19 protein-coding genes are annotated in these 21,560 nt (G+C 66.9%); all 19 read right to left on the minus strand.

Features of this window, described 5'->3' with window-relative positions:
• Positions 1-24 precede the first annotated feature (24 nt).
• On the minus strand, positions 25-948 hold the full coding sequence (locus tag ROZ00_07560; protein MDT3736064.1) for a glycosyltransferase: 924 nt from the start codon (positions 946-948) through the stop codon (positions 25-27).
• A 104-nt stretch (positions 949-1,052) separates the two neighbouring features.
• The gene (locus ROZ00_07565) at positions 1,053-1,691 is read right to left on the minus strand and encodes a class I SAM-dependent methyltransferase (protein ID MDT3736065.1); all 639 of its coding nucleotides are present in this window, start codon (positions 1,689-1,691) and stop codon (positions 1,053-1,055) included.
• 19 nt (positions 1,692-1,710) lie between these two features.
• Positions 1,711-3,432 (minus strand): carbamoyltransferase, encoded by a 1,722-nt coding sequence (locus tag ROZ00_07570; GenBank protein MDT3736066.1) that lies wholly within the window; start codon positions 3,430-3,432, stop codon positions 1,711-1,713.
• Positions 3,433-3,445: 13 nt separating this feature from the next.
• Positions 3,446-4,225 carry a 3'-5' exonuclease gene (locus ROZ00_07575; GenBank protein ID MDT3736067.1) on the minus strand — a complete coding sequence of 260 codons (780 nt, stop codon included), beginning with the start codon at positions 4,223-4,225 and terminating at the stop codon, positions 3,446-3,448.
• 130 nt (positions 4,226-4,355) lie between these two features.
• Complete coding sequence (locus tag ROZ00_07580; protein MDT3736068.1) at positions 4,356-6,293, minus strand: hypothetical protein; 1,938 nt, start codon at positions 6,291-6,293, stop codon at positions 4,356-4,358.
• Positions 6,277-7,176, minus strand: a complete 900-nt coding sequence (gene cysM, locus ROZ00_07585; protein MDT3736069.1) for a cysteine synthase CysM — start codon at positions 7,174-7,176, stop codon at positions 6,277-6,279. The genes ROZ00_07580 and cysM overlap by 17 nt, the downstream gene beginning before the upstream one ends.
• Entirely contained in the window at positions 7,173-8,168 is a 996-nt protein-coding gene (gene rfaD / locus ROZ00_07590; protein ID MDT3736070.1) for an ADP-glyceromanno-heptose 6-epimerase, read from the minus strand. The genes cysM and rfaD overlap by 4 nt, the downstream gene beginning before the upstream one ends.
• Positions 8,169-8,187: 19 nt before the next feature.
• Positions 8,188-9,126, minus strand: coding sequence for a D-glycero-beta-D-manno-heptose-7-phosphate kinase (gene rfaE1 / locus ROZ00_07595; protein MDT3736071.1), 939 nt, complete (start codon positions 9,124-9,126; stop codon positions 8,188-8,190).
• Complete coding sequence (locus tag ROZ00_07600; GenBank protein MDT3736072.1) at positions 9,123-10,448, minus strand: UDP-glucose/GDP-mannose dehydrogenase family protein; 1,326 nt, start codon at positions 10,446-10,448, stop codon at positions 9,123-9,125. The genes rfaE1 and ROZ00_07600 overlap by 4 nt, the downstream gene beginning before the upstream one ends.
• A gap of 10 nt (positions 10,449-10,458) precedes the next feature.
• On the minus strand, positions 10,459-11,634 hold the full coding sequence (gene lapB / locus ROZ00_07605; GenBank protein ID MDT3736073.1) for a lipopolysaccharide assembly protein LapB: 1,176 nt from the start codon (positions 11,632-11,634) through the stop codon (positions 10,459-10,461).
• A 43-nt stretch (positions 11,635-11,677) separates the two neighbouring features.
• Positions 11,678-11,935, minus strand: a complete 258-nt coding sequence (locus ROZ00_07610; GenBank protein ID MDT3736074.1) for a LapA family protein — start codon at positions 11,933-11,935, stop codon at positions 11,678-11,680.
• A 103-nt stretch (positions 11,936-12,038) separates the two neighbouring features.
• Entirely contained in the window at positions 12,039-12,323 is a 285-nt protein-coding gene (locus tag ROZ00_07615; protein MDT3736075.1) for an integration host factor subunit beta, read from the minus strand.
• 15 nt (positions 12,324-12,338) lie between these two features.
• Positions 12,339-14,051, minus strand: coding sequence for a 30S ribosomal protein S1 (gene rpsA / locus ROZ00_07620; GenBank protein ID MDT3736076.1), 1,713 nt, complete (start codon positions 14,049-14,051; stop codon positions 12,339-12,341).
• A gap of 187 nt (positions 14,052-14,238) precedes the next feature.
• On the minus strand, positions 14,239-16,194 hold the full coding sequence (locus ROZ00_07625) for a bifunctional 3-phosphoshikimate 1-carboxyvinyltransferase/cytidylate kinase (protein MDT3736077.1): 1,956 nt from the start codon (positions 16,192-16,194) through the stop codon (positions 14,239-14,241).
• On the minus strand, positions 16,194-17,072 hold the full coding sequence (locus ROZ00_07630; GenBank protein ID MDT3736078.1) for a prephenate dehydrogenase/arogenate dehydrogenase family protein: 879 nt from the start codon (positions 17,070-17,072) through the stop codon (positions 16,194-16,196). The genes ROZ00_07625 and ROZ00_07630 overlap by 1 nt, the downstream gene beginning before the upstream one ends.
• Before the next feature lie 7 nt (positions 17,073-17,079).
• Positions 17,080-18,180 (minus strand): histidinol-phosphate transaminase, encoded by a 1,101-nt coding sequence (hisC, locus tag ROZ00_07635; protein MDT3736079.1) that lies wholly within the window; start codon positions 18,178-18,180, stop codon positions 17,080-17,082.
• Between the two features lie 49 nt (positions 18,181-18,229).
• On the minus strand, positions 18,230-19,297 hold the full coding sequence (pheA, locus tag ROZ00_07640; GenBank protein ID MDT3736080.1) for a prephenate dehydratase: 1,068 nt from the start codon (positions 19,295-19,297) through the stop codon (positions 18,230-18,232).
• A 3-nt stretch (positions 19,298-19,300) separates the two neighbouring features.
• Positions 19,301-20,479, minus strand: coding sequence for a phosphoglycerate dehydrogenase (locus ROZ00_07645; GenBank protein MDT3736081.1), 1,179 nt, complete (start codon positions 20,477-20,479; stop codon positions 19,301-19,303).
• A complete protein-coding gene (gene serC / locus ROZ00_07650; protein MDT3736082.1) occupies positions 20,472-21,554 on the minus strand; it encodes a 3-phosphoserine/phosphohydroxythreonine transaminase in 1,083 nt (360 codons plus the stop codon). Before serC ends, ROZ00_07645 begins: the two co-directional genes overlap by 8 nt.
• Positions 21,555-21,560 lie beyond the last annotated feature (6 nt).

Genomic DNA, 21,560 nt, shown 5'->3' on the forward strand with positions numbered 1-21,560 from the left:
GAATGATACAGGAAGAACAGGGGCTTAGAGCGCCGCCCCATCGAGCAGGCGGCCAAAGCGGCGGTAGTCCTCGGGCAATGGCGTGCGCAGGCGGCTCATCAGCTGCGCGCCCAGCACGCGCGGCAGTAGCCAGGGCCGCCTGCGGCGCATGCGCCGCCAGAAGCGCTTGAGGTAGCGGCGGAAATGGCGGCGGACATCCTCCTCGGCAATGAGGCCGGGATGCTCGGCGAGGAACTTGCCGAAAGTGTGGAACTGCGCGCCGAGCATGCGCACGCGCCGGCGCAGGGTGTTGCCGGGATGCTTGCGGTAGCCGGCCAGCACTTCCGGCACGCGGGCGATGGCGTAGCGGGCCGACAGGCGCAGCCAGCAGTCGATGTCCTCCAGCGCCAGGTTGCGGTCGAAGCCGCCCTCGGCCAGGAAGGTTTCCCGTCGCAGTGCGACGGTCGGGTTGACGATGAAGTTGTCGTCCAGGAACAGGGCGCGCCACGCCGCGCGGTCCGGCCCCGGCGCCGGGCGCGGTTTCTGCCGGCGGCGCACGACGGGCCGGCCGTGCGCGTCGATGGTGTCCGCATCGGCATGCACCAGCGCCAGATCGGGACAATCCCAGTCGGCGATGGCTTGCTGGATGCGGGCGACCTTCTCCGGATAGAGCACGTCGTCCGAGCCGAGCAGGTGCACCCATTCGCCCTGGCAGGCGGCGATGCAGGCATTCGAGGCGGCGCTGACGCCCTGGTTCCCCTGGCGCTCCAGCACGATGCGACGGAAGCGCGCGCGGCGCGGCTCGAGAAAGCGGCGGGCGACCTCCAGCGTGTCGTCCTGCGAGCCGTCGTCGATCAGCACCAGTTCCAGTTCCGGATAGGTCTGGGCGTAAACGGAGGCCAGGCAGGCCTCGATGAAGGCGGCATGGTTGTAGGCGGGGATGGCGACGCTGACGAGGGGGAGGGCCATCCCCCCATCCCCCTTCCCATGGAAGGGGGTGACGGTCGTTCGCGGGCTGCCCCCGCTCCCTGTCTCTGACTGTGCCGCCCTTGGGACGGCCCGGCGGACGGCACTCACTGCTTCTCGGCCAGCAGCATGTATTGCACGGCGACGAAGGGCTCGAGTAGGCGCGTCGGCATGTACCAGCGGCGGTAGCGTCCCTTCATGTGGCTGCCCCAGGCGCGGACAGTCCAGCCGCAGTCGCGCACGGTTTCCTCGAGGCTGCCGCGGGTGAAGAAATGCAGGTGGGTGCGGTCCATGATGCCGGCGTCGGCGTAGCGGAACTCGCCCCGCAAGAGCAGCGGCAGCGATACCTTGTAGTGGCGCACATTGGGCACGGAGAGCATCAGCTTGCAGCCCGGCGCCGTGCGTGCCTGCAGCTGGCGCAGGGCGGCCCAGGGATCGGCGAGGTGCTCGAGTACGTCGGCGAGGATGACCAGATCGTAGTGCTCCCAGGGCACCTCCGCCGCCACCGATTCGAGCGATCCCGTCCAGACTTGACGCAGCCGCGTCTCGGCTCGGCGCGCCGCCGCGTAATTGAGCTCGACGCCGTCGCAGGCGCCGACGGTGCCCTCGCGCAGCAGGCCGGCGCCGAGCATGCCGGCGGCGCAGCCGATGTCGAGCGCCGCGCCGAAGCGGCCGTACGGCCGAAGAAAGGCCAGCAGCTCCGGCCGCTCGGCGGCGAAGTACTCGGCGATCTCGCTGGCGTTCATGGCGCGGGATGGCGTGCCGTCACTTGGTGACCAGCACGTCCTCCATGATGAGGTAGCGCAGGTCGGAGCCGAAGAACATGTCGAGGGCGTCGGTCGGCGAGCAGATCATCGGTTCGCCGCGGCGGTTGAGCGAGGTGTTGAGCACGACGCCGTTGCCGGTGAGCTTTTCCATCTCCAGCATCAGATCGTAGTAGCGCGGGTTGAACTCGCGGCGCAGCACCTGGGCGCGCGCCGTGCCGTCCTCGTGCACCACCTCGGGCACGCGCGTCTTCCATGCGTCCGCCACCGGGAAGGTGAAGGTCATGAACGGCGCCGGATGATCGGAGCCCAGCATCTGCGGGCCGACCGTGTCGAGCATCGACGGGCAGAACGGCCGCCAGCGCTCGCGGAACTTGATCTGTTCGTTGATGCGGTCGGCCACGCCGGCCACGCTCGGGCAGCCGAGGATGGAGCGTCCGCCCAGCGCGCGCGGGCCGAACTCCATGCGGCCCTGGAACCAGGCCACCGGCTGTCCGTCGGCGAGCAGGTGCGCGATGCGCTGCGGCACCTGCTCGATCCTCTGCCAGGCCGGCTTCGACGGATGCCGTTCGCAGGCGGCGACGACCTCCTCGTTGGTGTAGGCCGGGCCGAGGTAGACATGCTCCATCTTCTCCACCGGCACGCCGCGCGCCACCGAGACGTACGACGCCGCCCCCACCGCCGTGCCGGAATCGCCCGAGGCCGGCTGCACGAACAGCTCCTTGACGTCGGGCCGCGCGATGATGCGCTGGTTGAGCTTGACGTTGAGGGCGCCGCCGCCGGCGAAGGCGAGCCGGCCGGTCTCGCGCAGGATGTCGCCGAGGTAGTGCTCGAGCATCTGCAGGGCGATGTCCTCGAACAGCTTCTGCATGCTCGCCGCGTAGTGGATGTAGGGGTCGTCGGCGATGTCGCCCAGGCGGCGCGGTCCGAGCCAGTCGATCAGCTTCGGCGAGAAATAGTAGCCCTTGCCGTTATCCTTGTAACGGCGCAGGCCGATCACGTTGGCGTAGTCGGTGTTGATGACCAGTTCTCCGTTCTCGAATTTCGCCAGGCGCGAGAAGTCGTAGCGGCGCGGGTCGCCGTAGGGCGCCATGCCCATCACCTTGTACTCGCCGTCGAGCATCTCGAAGCCGAGGTACTCGGTGATGGCGCCGTAGAGGCCGCCGAGCGAGTCGGGATCGTAGAACTCCCTGATCTTGTGGATGCGGCCGTTCTCGCCGTAGCCGAAGAAGGTCGTCGCGTACTCGCCCTTGCCGTCGATGCCGAGGATGGCGGTCTTCTCCGTGAAGCCGGAGCAGTGGTAGGCGCTGGAGGCGTGGGTCAGGTGGTGCTCGACCGGCACGAGGTCGACCTTCGCCGGATCGAAGCCGAGCTGCGCGAGGCATTCGAGGATGCGGCCGCGGTAGCGGCGGTAGCGGCGGTTGCCGTTGAACAGCGCGTCGAGCGCGCGATCCGGCGCATACCAGTAGCGTTTCGCATAGTGCCAGCGCGCCGGCTCCATCAGACTGATCGGCGCGAAGGGAATCGCCACGGCGTCGACATCGGCCGGTTTGATGCCGGCGAAGTCGAGGCAGAACTTCGCCGCCTCGAATGGCATGCGGCCCTTGGCGTGCTTGTCGCGGATGAAGCGCTCCTCTTCCGCGGCGGCCACCAGCCTGCCGTCGATGTAGAGCGCGGCGGAGGGGTCGTGCGAAAGCGAGCCGGAAAGGCCCAGTACGGTCAATGACAAGACAACCTCACGATTTTTCCCAGGCGGCCAGGAAGGCCTGCCAGTGCGGCAGCTTCAGCCCTTCCAGCGCGCTGCGCACCGCCTGCATCTCGGCGTCGAAGGCCTTCGCCGTCAGCGCGCCGCGCATGCGCTGGAAGCGCAGGTAGACGAGGAAGGTATTCACCACATCGGTCTCGCAGTAGTCGCGGATCTCGTCGATGCGGCCCTCCTGCCAGGCGCCCCACACCGCCCCGCCGTCCATGCCGAGCTTGCCCGGCAGTCCCATGAGTTTCGCCAGCTCGTCGAGCGGCGCATTGGCGCGCGGCTGGTACAGCGCCAGCAGGTCCATCAGATCGAGGTGGCGCGAATGGTAGCGGCTGATGTAGTTGTTCCACTTGAAGTCGCGGTCGTCTTCCCCCTGGTCCCAGTAGCGCGGCGCGGCGACGTGGTGGATCAGGCCGCGGTAGTGCAGCACCGGCAGGTCGAAGCCGCCGCCGTTCCAGGAAACGATCTGCGGCGTGAACTTCTCGATGCCGTCGTAGAAGCGCTGGATGATCTCGGCTTCCGCGAGCTTCGGCTCGGCCAGCGACCAGACGGTGAAGCGATCGCCCTCGCGCAGCGCGCAGGAAATGACGACGACGCGCTGCAGGTGCAGCGGCAGGAAGTCGTTGCCGCTGGCCGCGCGCCGCTTCTGGAAGGCGAACTCGGCCACCTCGTTGTCCGAGAGATCGTCGGGCAGGTCGTGCAGCTTGCGGATCCCCGCCACGTCGGGAATCGTCTCGATGTCGAAGGCGAGGATGGGCGTCATTTCGCTTCACCGCCGGCCGCGCCGGCAGGCGCGGCTTCAGTCGTCCTGACCGAGGCATCCGGAAAGTGAACGTGCAGGTTGACGCAGCCCTGCAGGAGGAAGACCGTGATCGGCAAGAGGATTTCTTTAATCATTCGATGACGACGCCGGGCCGGCCCGCGATCACTTCGCGGATGCGCGCCACCAGCGCCTCCCAGTCGATATGCCGATTGTAGCCGATGATGCTCACCGACGGCATGCCGCTGCCGCGCATGAGGACGACGCCGTCGCCGTCGCGTTCGACGCCGTCGAGCAGGCAGACGCCGTTCGAAAGCCGGCAGCCGAAGCCGATGCGCGAGTAGCCGAAGCTGAAGCCGGAACGTTCCGGCACGCGCGCCAGCGCCTGCGGCGGCGCATCCTCGCCCAGCGCGGTGATGTCCTTCAACGCGCCGACACTCAGGCTGCGCGGGTAGTTCCCTTCGCTGCTGGCGACGCGCGCCTCGAAGCGCAGCGGCTTCCAGCCTTGCATCTCGAGGTCGTGCAGGTCGGCGTCGAAGCGCCCCTCGATGGCGCCGAAGGCGAAGGTGCGCGTGAGCATGCCGAGGTCGAGATTGCGCGCAGTGACGTCGGCGACGAAGCGGCGGTCCTTGCCGAAGGGATCGATCAGGCGCAGCTGGTGCACGATGATGCCGCCGTCGAAGACCTCGATGGCGAGCGCGCCGTCGAGATGCAGCACCCCCGGCTCATAGGCGATGCGGGGGATGCGCGCCGTCAGGCTGCCCGCCATAGCCGGCATCTTGAGGGCGCGCGAGAGCTTCGGCATGGAGACGCCCTCGATGCCGCCCTCGAACTCGCCGTGCCAGCCGGACTGACTCTTGGCCAGGTGCAGCTCGTCGATGAGGAGACGGCCGTCGAGCAGCGGCGCCGCGAGTTTATCGACCTTGGCCTCGTTTCCATCGAGCTTCAGAGGCAGCGTGAAGCCGCCCAGCGGCAGGTCGCCAAGGCGGCCGCTGCCGACGCCGAACTCGGCCTCGGTTGCCGCCCCTTCCTCCCAGGGTATGCGCGCATTGACGCCATTCAGTTCGAGGTAGCCGGTGGCATCGGCAAGCCGGGCATCCTCCAGCCCGGCATAGAAGCGGCGCAGTTCCCGCGCCGTCCATTCCGCCGAGATGCGGGCGTGGCCCGAGGCCTGCCATTCGGGAATGCCGAGCGAAGCCAGCCAGGGCTGCAGCCAGTCGCGCTGGGCCGCCGCCAGGTCGATGCGGTCGGTAATGAAACCCCAGTCGGTCGCCTCGCCGCGCTCGCGGTCCCAGCGCAGGCCGGCAGTGACGCCGCCCAGCCCGGCGACGTCAAGCCGCGCCAGGTCCACCTCCAGTTCCGCCGGGGTCAGGTCGCCCTCGGCCTCCAGGCGCACGCCGGCCAGGCGCCGCCACGGTGCGCGATAGAGCTCGCCCTGCGGCCAATCGAGGCGGGCACGCCAGTGCCAGCCGGCGCCGTTGCGCTCGGCCGCCGCGTTCAGGGTGAAGGCGATGTCCTTCCCCGCGATGTCGCCCGCGCGGCTGGCGAAGGCAAGGTCGCGCACGGCGAGGTCGAGCCGCGCCCGGCCGCCCTCGGCGGCGAGGGCAAGGTCGAACTTGCCCTGCGGCCGCCAGCCGCGCAGGCGCTTCACCAGCGGCGACAGGGCGACGGCGTCGACGTCGCGCAGCGAGAAGTCTAGGAAGCCGTCGGCGCGCCAGGCCAGCGAGAACGGCAGCGCCGGCCGGTTGCGGCCACGCTCGTCCTGGCGCTGCAGGGCGCCGTCCGGGCAATCGAGTCGGCGCCCGTCGAAATAGAAGCCCGAGCAGTGCAGCTTGAGTTCGCGGTACTCGGTGCCGGCGACCTTCAGGCGGCCAAGGCGGATGTCGGCCTCGCCGCGGCGCACCGCGTCGAAGGCGACGGTGACGCCGTCGGCCTCGAAGGCTTCGTGCCGGATCGAGCCGAGCGACAGGGTGATCTGCGCTGCACTGCAGGACAGCACAGGCAGGAAAGTCAGCGCCAGGAAGACGGCGCGGCGACGCCCGCGCAGCATCATCTCAAGCAGGGAAAACACCCGTGGAAAGGTAGCGGTCGCCGCGGTCGCAGACGATGGTGACGATCACCGCATCGCGCACCTGCCCGGCCACGCGCAGGGCCACCGCCATGGCGCCGCCGGAAGAGATGCCGGCGAAGAGGCCCTCCTCGCGCGCCATGCGCCGCGTCATCTCCTCGGCATCGGCCTGGCTGACGTACTCCAGGCGGTCGACGCCACGTTTGTCGTAGATCTTCGGCAGGTATTCCTCCGGCCATTTGCGGATGCCGGGGATCTGTGAGCCCTCCTCCGGCTGGCAGCCGACGATCTCGATCTTCGGGTTCTGCTCCTTGAAGAAGCGCGAGCAGCCCATGATGGTGCCGGTAGTGCCCATGCTGGAGACGAAGTGGGTAATCTTTCCCTGCGTGTCGCGCCAGATCTCCGGGCCGGTGCCCTCGTAGTGGGCGAGCGGATTGTCGGGATTGGCGAACTGGTCGAGCATGATGCCCTTGCCTTCCGCGACCATCTTGTCGGCGACGTCGCGCGCCATCTCCATGCCGCCCTTCTGCGGGGTGAGCACGATGTCGGCACCGAAGGCGCGCATGGTCTGGCGGCGCTCGATGGAGAGGTGCTCGGGCATGATCAACACCATCCTGTAGCCGCGCATGGTCGCTGCCATCGCCAGGGCGATGCCGGTGTTGCCGCTGGTGGCCTCGATCAGGGTGTCGCCCGGCTTGATGTCGCCGCGCTTCTCGGCGCGCAGGATCATCGACAGCGCCGGCCGGTCCTTTACCGAGCCGGCCGGGTTGTTGCCCTCCAGCTTGGCGAGGATCACGTTGCCGCGGCGCTCGTTGTCCGCGCCGGGCAGGCGCTTCAGGCGCACCAAGGGGGTATTGCCGACGAAGTCTTCGAGAACCTGTTTCATGATCCGATCCGGCTGCTCACATACTGCGCAACGCCTTCTTCCACCGTCGCGAATGGCGCCTCGTAGCCGGCCTGGCGCAGCAGCGACACGTCGGCCTCGGTGTAGCTCTGGTACTTGCCTTTCAGGGCCTCAGGGAAGGCAATGTATTCGATCACACCCGCCGCCCGCAGTTCCTCCAGCGAAAGGGGGGGCTCGCCCCTGGAGGCACGGCAGGCATTCACAGTGGCGACGGCAACGTCATTGAACGACTGCGCGCGGCCGGTGCCGAGGTTGTAGATGCCGGAGGCGCCGCTGTCGAGGAAATGCAGGTTCACCTTGACGACGTCGCCAATGAAGACGAAGTCGCGACGCTGCTCGCCATTGCCGTAGCCGTCGCAGCCCTCGAAGAGCCTGACCTTGCCCTCGGCCTGGTACTGGTTGAAGAAGTGGAAGGCCACCGAGGCCATGCGGCCCTTGTGCTGCTCGCGCGGGCCGTAGACGTTGAAATAGCGGAAGCCGGCGACCTGTGCGGAAAAGTCAGCCCGGGCGAGGCGGCGGCGCACGACCTGGTCGAAGAGGAACTTCGAATAGCCGTAGACGTTGAGCGGGGATTCGAACTCGCGCGACTCGCGGAAGACGCGGCCGCCGCCGTACACGGAAGCAGACGAGGCGTAGAGAAAGGGCACGTCCTGGTCGAGGCAGAAGTCGAGCAGTTCCAGGGAGTAGCGATAGTTGTTGTCCATCATGTACTGGCCGTTGTGCTCCATCGTGTCGGAGCAGGCACCCTGGTGCAGCACCGCGTCGACCGCTCCGTCGAGCTCGCCCGCTGCCAGCGCCTCGGTGAACTCGTTCTTGTCGAGATAGTCGGCGATCTCGCAATCGACCAGGTTGCGATACTTGTCGCCCTTGGAGAGGTTGTCGACGGCGATGATGTCGGTGACGCCGCGTTCGTTGAGCGCCTTCACCAGATTGGATCCTATGAAGCCGGCGGCGCCGGTCACGATGGTGTACATGTCGGTCTTCTTCCGTTGGTCAGAGTGCGGCACGCAATTCGTCGAGCTGCACGACGGCCGTGCCCAGCTTGCCGACGACGATGCCGGCCGTGCGGTTGGCCAGTCGCATCGCCGCGTGCAGGTCCGCGCCGCTCGCCAGCATCACCGCCAGGGTGGCGATGACGGTGTCGCCGGCGCCGCTTACATCATAAACCTCCCGCGCCTGGGCCGGTTCGTGCAAGGCCTCCTGGCCGCGGAACAGGGTCATACCCTCCTCGCTGCGCGTCACCAGCAGGGCCTCCAGGCCCAGCTCCCCGCGCAGGCGCGTCGCCTTGGCTTCGAGCTCGGCCTCGGAGACCCAGCGGCCGATCACCTGGCGCAGCTCGGCGCGGTTCGGCGTCAGCAGCGTGGCGCCGGCGTAGCGGGCGAAATCCTCGCCCTTCGGGTCCACCAGCACCGGTTTTCCGGCCGCACGCGCCAGCCGGATCATCTCGCCGATGTGGGCAAGGCCGCCCTTGCCGTAGTCGGACAGGATGACCGCATTGCAGTCCGGCAGCTGGCGTTCGAAATCCGCCAGCTTGGCGCGCAACACCTCGTGCGCGGGGCAGTTCTCGAAATCGATGCGCAGCAGCTGCTGCTGGCGGCCGACGACGCGCAGCTTGATGGTGGTCGACAGCTCAGCATCCTCGTGCAGGCTGGTCTCGATGCCCTCGGCCGCCATCAGCCGCGCCAGCGACCGGCCGGCCTCGTCGGCACCGACGACGGAGAGCAGCGTAACCTTCGCCCCCAGCGCCGCACAGTTGCGCGCGACGTTGGCGGCACCGCCGGGGCGCTCCTCGGTGCGCTCGACCTTGACCACCGGCACCGGCGCCTCGGGCGAGATGCGGCTGACTTCGCCGAACCAGTAGCGGTCGAGCATGACGTCGCCGACGACGAGAATGCGGGCCTTGGAGGTGTCGGGCAGCGTCAGCGTGCTCATTGCGACCTTCCTATCGCGTGGTATTCGATGCCGGCAGCGCGCATCTGCGCCGGATCGTAGAGGTTGCGCCCGTCGAAGACCAGCGGCGCCTTGAGACGGCGCTTCATGTCCTCGAAATCCGGGCTGCGGAATTCCTTCCATTCGGTGACGATCACCAGCGCGGCCGCGCCGTCGAGCGCCGCCATCGGCGAGTCGGCATAGGCGATGCGCGGCTCGGCGCCGAAGACGCGGCGGGCCTCGTCCATCGCCACCGGATCGTAGGCGCAGACGCGCGCGCCGCGCGCCAGCAGGTCGGCGATCACGCGGCGGCTGGGCGCCTCGCGCATGTCGTCGGTGTTGGGCTTGAAGGCCAGCCCCCAGAGGGCAAAGCTGCGGCCGGAGAGATCCTCGCCGAAGCGCCGCACGATCTTGCGGCCGAGCACACCCTTCTGGAATTCGTTGGCCGCCTCCACCGCTTCGAGGACGCGCAGCTCGCCCCCGGCGTCGCGCGCCGTGCGATTGAGCGCCTGCACATCTTTCGGGAAACAGGAGCCGCCGTAGCCGCAGCCCGGATAGAGGAACTGGTAGCCGATGCGCGGGTCGGCGCCGATGCCCTGCCTCACCTGCTCGATGTCGGCGCCCAGCCTCTCGGCCAGGTTGGCCAGCTCGTTCATGAAGGAAATGCGCGTCGCCAGCATGGCGTTGGCCGCATACTTCGTCAGCTCGGCCGAGCGCACGTCCATGACGATCAGCCGTTCATGGCTGCGCTGGAAGGGCGCGTAGAGCTGCCGCATCAGTTCGACCGCCCGCGCCTCCTCGGCCCCGACGATGATGCGGTCCGGGCGCATGAAGTCCTCCACCGCCGCCCCTTCCTTGAGGAACTCCGGGTTGGAAACGACGCTGAATTCGGCCTTCAGGCCGCGCGCCGCCAGTTCCTCGGCCACCGCCGCGCGCACTTGGTCCGCCGTCCCGACCGGCACCGTCGACTTGTCCACGATCACCTTGTAGCCGTCCATGTGGCGGCCGATCGAGCGGGCCGCCGAGACGACGTACTGCAGGTCGGCCGAGCCGTCCTCGTCGGGCGGCGTGCCCACCGCGATGAACTGCAGCAGTCCATGCGCCACTGCCTCCCTCGCGTCCGTGGTGAAGCGCAGGCGGCCGGCAGAGCGGTTGCGCGCGACCATCTCGAGCAGGCCCGGCTCGTGGATCGGCATGCCGCCGGCGTTGAGGACGCGAATCTTTTCCGCATCGAGATCCAGGCACAGCACGTCGTTGCCCACCTCGGCGAGACAGGTGCCGCTGACCAGGCCGACGTAGCCGGTGCCGATGACGGTAATCTTCAAGAATGGCCTCTCAGGGTGTCAGATCGAATTCTTCCGTGCGCCTTGGCGGATAGCTTTCCCAAGCGCCGCAGCCCGGGCAGCGCCAGTAGAACTGCCGCGCCTTGAAGCCGCAGCTGTCGCAGCGGTAGCGCGCCACCTTGCGCGTGTGGTTATGAATCAGGTTCTTCACCAGCTCCAGGTCCGCACGCCGCTCGGGCGGCGCGACCAGGATCTGCGCCTCCAGCAGCTTGTCCAGGCCGAGCAGGGTCGGGTTGCGCCGCAGCTCGTCGCGCACCAGCTGGTAGGCCGCCTCGGGGCTCTCGTCGGCCAGTGCCCACTGGAAGGCGGCATCGAGCAAGTCGAGCGAAGGGGTTTGTGCAAGATAGCTGCGCAACAATTGCAGGCCCTGCTCGCTGCGCCCCAGTTTGCGATAGGACTCCATCAGCTTGGCGGCGACCAGTGCGATATACACCGGATTCTGCTGCTCGATGCGCTTCCAGGCCTCGATGGCGGCTTCGAGATCGCCGGCGGCGGCATGCAGGTCGCCGAGCAGGATGGTCGCGCGCACCGACTTGCGGTGCGTCGCCAGCGCCTCTTCAAGCAGGACCCGCGCCTCTCCGGGACGGGAGTTGCTGATCTCGGTAGCGGCAAGTTCGCAGTAAAAGTTGGCAATCTCCTTTTGCCAGAGATGGCCGGAATGGTCGGGCAACTGGCGGGCGATGTCGATGGCCTTGCGCCACTCCTTCTCCTGCTGGTAGATCTCCAGCAGGAAATTCAGGGCAGCCTCGTTCTGGCTGGTGCCGAGAAGGCCGGCGAAGATGTCCTCGGCACGATCGAGCAGGCCAGCCTTGAGGTAGTCGTGTCCCAACTCGGCCAGGGCATGCTGGCGCTGCTCCTCCTTCAGCCCCTCCCGCTCGACCAGATTCTGGTGCATGCGGATGGCGCGGTCCGTCTCTCCGCGGCGGCGGAACAGATTGCCCAGGGCGAAATGCAATTCGGCCGTTTCAGGGTCGACCCTGGCTGCCTCGAGAAAGGCGTCGATCGCCTTGTCGGGCTGCTCGTTGAGAAGGAAATTGAGCCCTTTGAAATAGGATTTCGGCAGGGCGCGCGACTCGCGCACGACGTGCCGGATATCGACGCGCGCGGCCATCCAACCCAGGGCGAAAAACAGCGGGATCGCCAGCAGCCACCACAGTTCGAATTCCATATGCCGGGCCTGCCCTTCTCTTGTGTCTCGGAGGGACGCAGCCCTATTCCTGCCGCGCGCCCGCTTCCAGTTCCTGCCTCAGGCGGACGAGTTCCCGGCGCTGGCGCAGGAAGGTGCCGAGCGCGGCAGACAGCCCCGCAATCGCCCCGGCCGCGAAGAAGATCAACATGACGGCGACCAGCGGCAGCGGCCAGGCTGCATCGAAGAAGAAATGCAGCGTGACCATGCTGCTGTTCTTCACTGCAAAGCCAAGCAACACGACGAACAGCACGATGCGCAGCAGCCAGATGAGAATTTTCATGTCGATCCACACGGCCGGTCCGGCCGGGCACGCCTAAAAAAAGGGCGGCATCGCCAGACGCCGCCCGATTCCATCAGATCAGTCCGGCAGCAAGCCGGGCCGATCAGCCGAGCTGGTCCACGCGCTCGCGCAGCTCCTTGCCCGCCTTGAAGTGCGGCACGTATTTCTCGGGCACCTGCACCTTCTCGCCGGATTTCGGGTTGCGTCCGATGCGTGGCGGCCGGTAGTTCAGCGCAAAGCTGCCGAAGCCGCGAATCTCGATGCGATCGCCGCGGGTGAGCGCGGCGGTCATGGCATCGAGAATCATCTTGACGGCGTAATCGGCATCCTTGGCGACCAATTGCGGGAAGCGTCCCGCCAGTTTCGCGATGAGTTCCGACTTCGTCATGTTCGCCTGATGAGGTTATTGCTGGGTATTGCCGAGCTTGGCTTTCAGCAGGGCGCCGAGGTTGGTCGTGCCGCTGGACGCGGACGATTCGCTCTGGAACTTCTGCATGGCCTCGTTCTGCTCGGCCTGGTCCTTGGCCTTGATCGACAGGTTGATCGAACGCGACTTGCGGTCCACGTTGATGATCATGGCGTCGAGAACGTCGCCTTCCTTGACGAGGGTGCGCAGGTCCTCGACGCGCTCGCGGGCGGCCTCGGAGGCGCGCAGGTAGCCCTCGACCTCTTCGGACAGCTGCACCACCGCGCCACGGGCATCGACGCTCTTCACCGTGCCCTTGACGACGCTGTTCTTGTCGTGGGTGGCGATGAAGTTGGTGAAGGGGTCGCCCTCCAGCTGTTTGATGCCCAGCGAGATGCGCTCGCGTTCGACGTCGATGGCCAGCACCACGGCCTCGACCTCGTCGCCCTTCTTGAAGTTGCGCACGGCCTCCTCGCCGGCCGCCGACCAGGACAGGTCGGACAGGTGCACCAGGCCGTCGATGTTGCCGGGCAGGCCGATGAAGATGCCGAAGTCGGTGATCGACTTGATCTGGCCGCGCACCTTGTCGCCCTTCTTGTGGTTCATCGAGAACTCGTCCCACGGGTTCGGCAGGCACTGCTTCATGCCCAGCGAAATGCGGCGGCGATCCTCGTCGATCTCCAGGATCATCACCTCGACCTCGTCGCCCAACTGGACGACCTTGGAGGGATGCACGTTCTTGTTGGTCCAGTCCATCTCGGAGACATGCACCAGGCCTTCGATGCCCTGTTCCACCTCGACGAAAGCGCCGTAGTCGGTGAGGTTGGTGACCTTACCGAACAGGCGGGTGCCCTGCGGGTAGCGACGCGAGATGCCGACCCACGGATCTTCGCCGAGTTGCTTGAGGCCGAGGGAGACGCGGTTCTTCTCCTGGTCGAACTTTAGCACCTTGGCCTGCACCTCGTCGCCCACGTTGAGGACTTCCGAGGGATGACGCACGCGGCGCCAGGCCAGGTCGGTGATGTGCAGCAGGCCGTCGATGCCGCCGAGGTCGACGAACGCGCCGTAGTCGGTGATGTTCTTGACGATGCCCTTGACGACGGTGCCTTCCTTCAGATTGGCGAGCAGCTGTTCGCGCTCCTCGCCGGCGGAGGCTTCGAGCACGGCGCGGCGCGACACGACGACGTTGTTGCGCTTGCGGTCGAGCTTGATGACCTTGAATTCGAATTCCTTGTTCTCGTAGGGCGTGGTGTCCTTGACCGGGCGGACATCCACCAGCGAGCCGGGCAGGAAGGCGCGGATGCCGTTGGTCATGACCGTCAGGCCGCCCTTCACCTTGCCGTTGATGACGCCCTTGACCAGGGCGCCTTCGTTGAGCGCCTTCTCCAGGTCGTTCCAGGCGGCAATGCGCTTGGCCTTCTCGCGCGACAGGCGCGTCTCGCCATAGCCGTCCTCGAGCATCTCGATGGCGACGCTGACGTAGTCGCCCGGCTTGACCTCGACCTCGCCGCGGTCGTTGCGGAATTCGTCGATGGTGATGAAGCTCTCGGACTTGAGACCGGCGTTCACGACCACGAAGTTCTGGTCGATGCGGACGACTTCGGCGGTGATCACCTCGCCTGCGCGCATCTCCTGGCGCGACAGGCTTTCTTCAAAGAGGGCGGCAAAGCTTTCCGGGGTCGAGGCGGGGGTAGAAGTTGCAATAGACATAAATTATTAAACCTAACGCCGGCCAAAAAGGGACGGCTCTTGTAAGTTGAACATCGCCGCAAAGAAAAAACCGCGCACTGCGGCAGGGTAGCCCTGCATCAAACAATCAGTCGATTGACCCGCCCGCCGGGCGGCACCTGCTGCGCCATCGCCTTCGCGACACCACGCCTGCGGCGCTTCCGTTGTTTCAGGAGCGCGCCGCAGCTTGCGGCAAACGTTGCCGGACTCGTTCGACAACCCAGGCGACGGCCTCATCGACCGTCATTGCCGTGGTGTCGAGCAACTCGGCATCCGCGCATTTCTGCAGGGGGGCGATCGCCCGCGCGCTGTCGCGCGCATCACGTTCACGCAGATCCTGCAAAAGGGTATCAATGCTAACAGACATTCCTTTGTCGATCAACTGTTTATAGCGCCGCTCGGCACGCGCCTCGGCCGTTGCCGTCAGGAAGACCTTGAGGGGGGCATCGGGGAAGACCACCGAACCCATGTCGCGCCCCTCTGCAACCAGGCCCGGCGCCTGCCGGTAGGCGCGCTGGCGCCCGAGCAGGGCGGCCCGGACGGCCGGAAAGGCGGCCACTTTCGAGGATCCTGCCGAGCATGCCTCGCTGCGGATGGCTTCGGTCGCCTCCTCGCCGCCGAGCAGGATGCGGCCGCCCTCGAAGGCCGCCGGCAGGGTCTCGGCGATGCGCGCCAGGGCCGCGCCGTCGTCCAACGCCACGTTGGCCCGCAAGGCGGCCAGGGCCACCAGGCGGTAGAGGGCGCCGCTGTCCAGATAGTGAAAGCCCAACGCTTCCGCCACCCGGGCCGCCACCGTGCCCTTGCCGGAAGCCGAGGGGCCGTCGATGGCGATCACCGGCGCCAGCAGGCCGGCGAAGCGCTCGAAGTAGTCCGGAAAGGTCTTGTTCACGCACTTCGGGTCGTTGATGCGCACCGGTACCCCGCCCAGGCAGGCCAGCGAGAAGCACATCGCCATGCGGTGGTCGTCGTAGGTGTCGATGACGGCGTTCGGCGACAAAGTCAGTCCCGGGGAGACGGCGATGAAGTCCGCGCCCTCCTCCACCGTCGCACCGAGCTTGCGCAACTCGGTGGCCATGGCGGCGATGCGGTCGGTTTCCTTGACCCGCCAGCTGGCGATGTTTCCGAGTCGCGTCGTACCCTCGGCGAAGAGTGCCGCCACGGCCAGGGTCATGGCGGCGTCCGGGATGTGGTTGCAGTCGAGGTCGATGGCTTTCAGCCGGCCGCCCTTCGGCGCGGCAGCTTCGATCCAGTTGGGCCCCATCGCCACCAGCGCACCCATCCCCGCAAGCGCTTCGGCGAAACGCACGTCGCCCTGGATGCTGTCCCGTCCCACCCCCTCGACGCGCACCGGCCCGCCGGCGATCGCCCCCGCCGCCAGGAAATACGAGGCGGCGGAAGCGTCGCCCTCGACGAACAGCGTGCCCGGACTGCGGTAGCGGGCACCGGCCGGGATACGGAAGGCGCGCCAGCTTTCCCGCTCGACGTTTACGCCGAAGCGCGCCATCAGGTTCAGCGTGATGTCGATGTAGGGCTTGGAGATGAGCTCGCCGGCCACCTCCACCGTCTCCCCTGCGCCGGTCAGCGGCAACGCCATCAGGAGCGCTGTGAGGAACTGGCTGGAAGCCTCGCCGCGCACCGTGACCCGGCCGCCGGCCTTGATCGCTGCCGGTTGGATTTGCAGAGGCGGGAAGCCTTCGTTGCCGAGATAGCGGATGTCGGCGCCAATCTGGCGCAGCGCGTCCACCAGATCGCCGATCGGCCGCTCGTGCATGCGCGGCACGCCGGAGAGCCGGTAATGGCCGTTCGAGAGCGCCAGTGCCGCCGTCAGCGGACGAAAGGCCGTGCCGGCATTGCCGAGGAACAGCTCCGCCTGCTTGACCCGGAAGGCGCCGCCGGCGCCATGCACGCGGAAGTCGTTGCCCTCCCCACGCCGCCAATCGATGCCGAGCGCCTTGAGAGCCTCGAGCATGCGCTCGACGTCGTCTGAGAGCAGCAAGTCGCGTATGTCGGTCTCGCCCTCGGCCAGGGCAGCGAGCAGCAGGAAGCGGTTGGAGATGCTCTTCGATCCGGGCAGCCGCACCGTGCCCGATGCGTGGCGCGCGGGAGCGAGGTCGAGAAATTCCATCAGGACAGCTTGCCCTCGGCCCAGGCGCGGCGCACGGTGCGCGCCTCGTCGAAGACGGCCTCGAGGGCGGCGGCGTCGCCGGACAATAGCGCCTGGCGCAATTCGTCCAGCTGGCGCTGGTACTGCTCGAGTTCGCCCAACAGGGCCGTCCTGTTGGCGATGCAGATGTCGCGCCACATCTCGGGATGGCTGGCGGCGATGCGCGTGAAGTCGCGGAAGCCGCTGGCGGCGAAGCGGAAGAACTCCTCGCGGTTCTCGCGCTGCGCCAGGTCGTGCACAAGGGCGAACGAAAGCAGGTGCGGCAGGTGGCTCACGGCGGCGAACACCTGGTCGTGGCGCGCCGGCGCCATCTCGTGCACGGTGGCACCGCAGGTAGCCCATGCTGCGCGCACGCGCTCGACCGCCTCGGGAGCGTTCTCCGGCAGCGGCGTCAGCACCACCTTGCGCCCGACGTAGAGGTCGGCCTTCGCCGCCGCCGCGCCGCTGTTCTCCGCCCCGGCGATGGGATGGGCCGGCACGAAATGCGAGAGATGCTTCGGCAAGTATTGGCGGACAGCAGCGACGACGTCGCTTTTGGTGCTGCCGCCGTCGGTGATGGCCGTCCGCGGGCCGAGGTGCAGCGCCATCGCCTGCATCAGCGCCGGCATCTGGCCGACCGGGGTGGCGAGGAGGACAAGATCAGCATCGCGCAGCGTGGCGGCATCGCAGGCGCCGATGCGGTTGATGATGCCCAGGCGCAGCGCCTCGTCGAGCGTGGCCCGGCTGCGGCCGATGCCGACCACCTCGCCCGCCGCCCCGGCCTGCTTCAGTGCCAGGGCAAACGAGCCGCCGATCAGGCCGACGCCGAAGACGACAACTCTGTCGAGGCGGAAGCCCATCAGCGTGCTAACGGGCGCCTTCGAGCGCCTTCTCCAAGGCCGCGAGGAAGCGCGCGTTCTCGCTCTCCAGGCCGATGGTGACGCGCAGGTGCTCGGGCAGCGCGTAGCCGCCGATCGGCCGCACGATGACGCCCTGCTTGAGCAGCGCCTGGTTCACTTTCCCGGCGTCGCCCGCCTTGAAGGTGACGAAGTTGCCGTGCGAGGGAATGTGCTCGAGGCCGAGGCGCTTCAGGCCGGCGATGATCTGCTCCATGCCGCGCCGGTTGTTGTCGTAGCTCTCGGCAATGAAGGCATGGTCGTCGAGCGCGGCGATGGCGCCGGCCAGCGCCAGGTTGTTCACGTTGAAGGGCTGGCGCACGCGGTGCATCAGGTCGGCGATCTCGGCCGTGGTGACGGCGTAGCCGACGCGAAGTCCCGCCAGGCCGTGGATCTTCGAGAAGGTGCGCGTGACGACCAGGTTGGGGAATTCCTTCACCCAGGCCAGGGTGTCGACGCGGTCGGCCGGCGGCAGGTATTCGTTGTAGGCTTCATCCAGCACCACCACCACGTCCTTCGGCACCGCCTGCAGGAAGGCCTTCACCTGGGCGCCGGGCAGGAAGTTGCCAGTCGGGTTGTTCGGGTTGGCCACCCAGACGATGCGGGTGTCGGGGCGGATGGCGGCACGCATGGCGTCGAGGTCGTGGCCGTAATGCTTGGCCGGCACGACGATGCACTCGCCGCCGGCCGACATGGTCGCCAGCGGGTACACTGCGAAGGCATGCCTGGAGAACACGGAGGAGCGACCCGGCGCCAGGAAGACGCGCGCAGCCAAGTCAAGCACGTCGTTCGAGCCGTTGCCCAGCACGATCTGTTCCATGCCGACGCCGAGTTTCTCGGCGAGCGCTGCGGTCAGGTCGAACTGGTCCGGATAGCGCTCGATGCCCTCCATGGCCGCCTTCATGGCGGCGCGGGCCCGCGGGCTCATGCCGAGCGGGTTTTCGTTGGAGGCCAGCTTGACGATCTTTTCGACGGGCAAACCCATTTCTCGCGCCAGCTGGGTGATCGGCTTGCCCGGCTGGTAGGGCGAGATGGCGCGGATATACGTTGGTGCGAGTTCAGCGATACTCATGGTGTGATTCCCCCCTCGAAGGTCAACCTCTCCCGTTTGTTCCGGCTTGTCAAACCGCAGCGCTCGGATAGGAGCCGAGTACCTTGACGAAGGCGGCGCGGTCGCGCAGTTCGGCGAAGGCCTTGATCACCCGCTCCTCGCTCTGGTGGCCTTCGACGTCAACGTAGAAGACGTACTCCCACAGTCCGGTGCGCGAAGGGCGCGACTCGAACTTGCTCATCGACACGCCGTGCCGCGCCAGCGGCTCAAGAAGGGCATACATTGCCCCGGCCTTGTTCTGCGAGGCGCAGACGATCGAGGTCTTGTCGCGGCCGGACGGACCGGCGTCATGCATGCCGATGACGAGAAAACGGGTCGTATTGTTCGGGTCATCCTCGATGTCGTTCGCCAACCGGTTCAGGCCATAACGATCTGCCGCCGCCTCGCCGGCAATGGCGCAGGACTCCGCATCCTCGGCTGCCATGCGCGCCGCCTCCGCATTGCTCGCCACCGGCACGCGCGGCAGGGCCGGCAGGTTGTTGTTGAGCCACTCATGGCACTGTGCCAACGACTGGCTGTGCGAATAAAGACGCTTGACCGCCTCCAGCCGCTCCGCCTTCGAGAGCAGGTGCTGGTGAATGCGCAGCATGACCTCGCCGCAGATCTTGATCGGCATCTGCAGGAGCAGGTCGAGAGTGCGTCCGACTGCACCTTCCGTCGAATTCTCCACCGGCACCACGCCATAGTCGGCGTGGCCCGCCTCGACGGAGCGGAACACCTCGTCGATGGTCGCCGTCGCCGTAAACTGCGGCGACGCGCCGAAATGCTTTTTCGCAGCGCTCTCGGTGAAGGTGCCCTCCGGTCCGAAATAGGCGATGCGCAGGGGCTGTTCCAGTGCCAGGCAGGCCGACATGATTTCGCGGAAGATATGCCAGACCGTACCGTCGGCCAGCGGCCCCGGATTGAGCCCGGTGATGCGCCGCAGCACCTGCGCTTCGCGCTCGGGCCGGTACACCACCGCTCCGCCCTTGACGCGGCCGATCTCGTGGGCGATCTCGGCCCGGCGCGACAGGCGTTGCAGCACCTCCTCGTCGAGGCGGTCGATCTCGGCGCGCAGGCGCTGCAGGTCGTCGCTCATTTGTTATGCGGGCAGGTAGCGCACGGTTAACACGCCCTCGATGCCGGAGATCGAATCGATCACCGCCTGCGAGACGGCACTGTCCACATCTACCAGGGTGTAGGCAATGTCGCCGCGCGACTTGTTCACCATGTTGTGGATGTTCAGGTTGGCCTTGGCCATCGCCGTGGAGATCTGCCCGACCATGTTCGGCACGTTGGCGTTAACGATGGCAATGCGGAAACCCGACTCGCGCGGCATCACGGTATTGGGAAAGTTCACCGAGTTCTGCACGTTGCCGTGTTCAAGGTAATCGCGCACCTGGTCGGCCACCATCGCGGCGCAATTGTCCTCCGCCTCGCGCGTCGATGCGCCGAGGTGGGGCAAGGCCACCACATGGGGATGGTTGTTGACGTGCGGGCTGGGGAAATCGCAGACGTAGCAGCCGAGCTTCTTCCCTTCCAGGGCCGCCAGCACGGCGGCTTCGTCCACCACGCCTTCGCGTGAGAAGTTGAGCAGCACGGCGCCGTGGCGGACATGCTCCAACGACTGTTCGTTGACCATCTTGCGCGTGGCATCCACCAGCGGCACGTGCAGACTGACGAAATTGGCGTTCTTCAGCACCTCGCCGACGCTGTGCGCCTTCCTCACCTGCGAGGGCAGGCTCCAGGCGGCATCCACGGTGATTTCCGGGTCGTAGCCCATGACGTTCATGCCAAGCTTGATGGCGGCATCCGCCACCAGACAGCCGATCTTGCCGAGACCGATGACCCCGAGGGTATGGCCGGCCAACTCGTAGCCGGCGAAGTTCTTCTTGCCGTCCTCGACCTTCTTCTCCATCTCCGGATCCTTCGGATCGAGGGTGGAGACGAAGCGCATGGCGCCGGTCAGGTTGCGCGCCGCCAGCAGCATGCCGGCGATGACGAGTTCCTTCACCGCGTTGGCGTTGGCGCCCGGCGCGTTGAAGACCGGCACGCCCCGCCCGCTCATGGCCTTGACCGGAATGTTGTTGGTGCCGGCGCCGGCTCGGCCGATGGCGCGCACCGAGGCCGGGATGTCCATCTTGTGCATGTCGGCCGAGCGCACCAGGATGGCATCCGGCGACACGATGTCCTTGCCGACGGTGTACTGCTCGGCCGGCAGGCGCTTCAGGCCGGCCTGGGATATCTGGTTGAGGACCAGGACCTGGAAATTCTTAGCCATGCTTCGCCTCGAATTCCTTCATGTAGTCGACCAGGGCCTTGACGCCCTCGACCGGCATCGCGTTGTAGATCGAGGCGCGCATCCCGCCAACGGAGCGATGGCCCTTCAGCTGGATCATTCCGCGTGCCTTGGCACCCTTGAGGAATTCCTCGTCGAGTTCGGCCTTCTTCAGGGTGAACGGCACATTCATCAGCGAGCGGTCGGCCTTGGCCACCGGGCTGACGAAGAACTTGCTCTGGTCGAGGAAGGCGTAGAGCAGCGCCGCCTTCTCGCGGTTGTGCTTCTCCATGGCCGCCAGGCCGCCCTGCTGCTTCAGCCACTGGAACACCAATCCGGCAATGTAGATGCCGTAGGTGGGCGGCGTGTTGTACATCGATTCGTTCTCGGCATGCGTCTTGTAGTCGAGCATCACCGGGGTCTTCGGCAGCACCTGGCCGATGAGGTCCTCGCGCACGACGACGATGGTCAGGCCGGCCGGTCCGATGTTCTTCTGCGCACCGGCATAGATGAGGCCGTACTTGGAAACGTCCACCGGCTTGGACAGGATGTTCGAGGACATGTCGCACACCAGAGGCACGTCGCCCGTCTGCGGCACCCAGTGGAACTCGACACCGCCGATGGTCTCGTTGGCGGTGTAGTGAACGTAGGCTGCGTCCCTGGAAAGCTTCCAGCCGGCCTGGGCCGGGGCGTAGTTGAAGCCCTTGTCCTCGCTGGAGGCGACGACGTTCACCTGGCAGTACTGCTTGGCTTCCTTGATCGCCTTCTTGGCCCACTCACCCGTGTTGACGTAGTCGGCGCTCGCCTTGCCGCGCAGCAGGTTGATCGGAATCATGGCGAACTGCAGGGTGGCGCCGCCCTGCAGGAAGAGCACCTTGTAGTTGGCGGGAATGCCCATCAGCTCGCGCAGGTCGGCCTCGGCCTGGGCGGCGATGCTCATGAACTCCTTGCCGCGGTGGCTCATCTCCATGACGGACTGGCCGCTGCCGTGCCAGTCGAGCATCTCTTCCGCCGCCTGCTTGAGCACGGACTCCGGCAGGGTCGCCGGGCCGGCGCTGAAATTGAATACGCGTGCCATTTCTTC

Source organism: Denitratisoma sp. (assembly GCA_032027165.1).
GTDB lineage: Bacteria > Pseudomonadota > Gammaproteobacteria > Burkholderiales > Rhodocyclaceae > Desulfobacillus.

What these genes read in the sequence shown, in the direction of transcription:
- ROZ00_07560 (MDT3736064.1), bottom strand. Translation starts at nt 948, where the DNA reads ATGGCCCTCCCCCTCGTCAGCGTCGCCATCCCCGCCTACAACCATGCC.
- ROZ00_07565 (MDT3736065.1), bottom strand. Translation starts at nt 1,691, where the DNA reads ATGAACGCCAGCGAGATCGCCGAGTACTTCGCCGCCGAGCGGCCGGAG.
- ROZ00_07575 (MDT3736067.1), bottom strand. Translation starts at nt 4,225, where the DNA reads ATGACGCCCATCCTCGCCTTCGACATCGAGACGATTCCCGACGTGGCG.
- cysM (MDT3736069.1), bottom strand. Translation starts at nt 7,176, where the DNA reads ATGAAACAGGTTCTCGAAGACTTCGTCGGCAATACCCCCTTGGTGCGC.
- rfaD (MDT3736070.1), bottom strand. Translation starts at nt 8,168, where the DNA reads ATGTACACCATCGTGACCGGCGCCGCCGGCTTCATAGGATCCAATCTG.
- rfaE1 (MDT3736071.1), bottom strand. Translation starts at nt 9,126, where the DNA reads ATGAGCACGCTGACGCTGCCCGACACCTCCAAGGCCCGCATTCTCGTC.
- lapB (MDT3736073.1), bottom strand. Translation starts at nt 11,634, where the DNA reads ATGGAATTCGAACTGTGGTGGCTGCTGGCGATCCCGCTGTTTTTCGCC.
- ROZ00_07610 (MDT3736074.1), bottom strand. Translation starts at nt 11,935, where the DNA reads ATGAAAATTCTCATCTGGCTGCTGCGCATCGTGCTGTTCGTCGTGTTG.
- ROZ00_07615 (MDT3736075.1), bottom strand. Translation starts at nt 12,323, where the DNA reads ATGACGAAGTCGGAACTCATCGCGAAACTGGCGGGACGCTTCCCGCAA.
- rpsA (MDT3736076.1), bottom strand. Translation starts at nt 14,051, where the DNA reads ATGTCTATTGCAACTTCTACCCCCGCCTCGACCCCGGAAAGCTTTGCC.
- ROZ00_07625 (MDT3736077.1), bottom strand. Translation starts at nt 16,194, where the DNA reads ATGGAATTTCTCGACCTCGCTCCCGCGCGCCACGCATCGGGCACGGTG.
- ROZ00_07630 (MDT3736078.1), bottom strand. Translation starts at nt 17,072, where the DNA reads ATGGGCTTCCGCCTCGACAGAGTTGTCGTCTTCGGCGTCGGCCTGATC.
- hisC (MDT3736079.1), bottom strand. Translation starts at nt 18,180, where the DNA reads ATGAGTATCGCTGAACTCGCACCAACGTATATCCGCGCCATCTCGCCC.
- pheA (MDT3736080.1), bottom strand. Translation starts at nt 19,297, where the DNA reads ATGAGCGACGACCTGCAGCGCCTGCGCGCCGAGATCGACCGCCTCGAC.
- ROZ00_07645 (MDT3736081.1), bottom strand. Translation starts at nt 20,479, where the DNA reads ATGGCTAAGAATTTCCAGGTCCTGGTCCTCAACCAGATATCCCAGGCC.
- serC (MDT3736082.1), bottom strand. Translation starts at nt 21,554, where the DNA reads ATGGCACGCGTATTCAATTTCAGCGCCGGCCCGGCGACCCTGCCGGAG.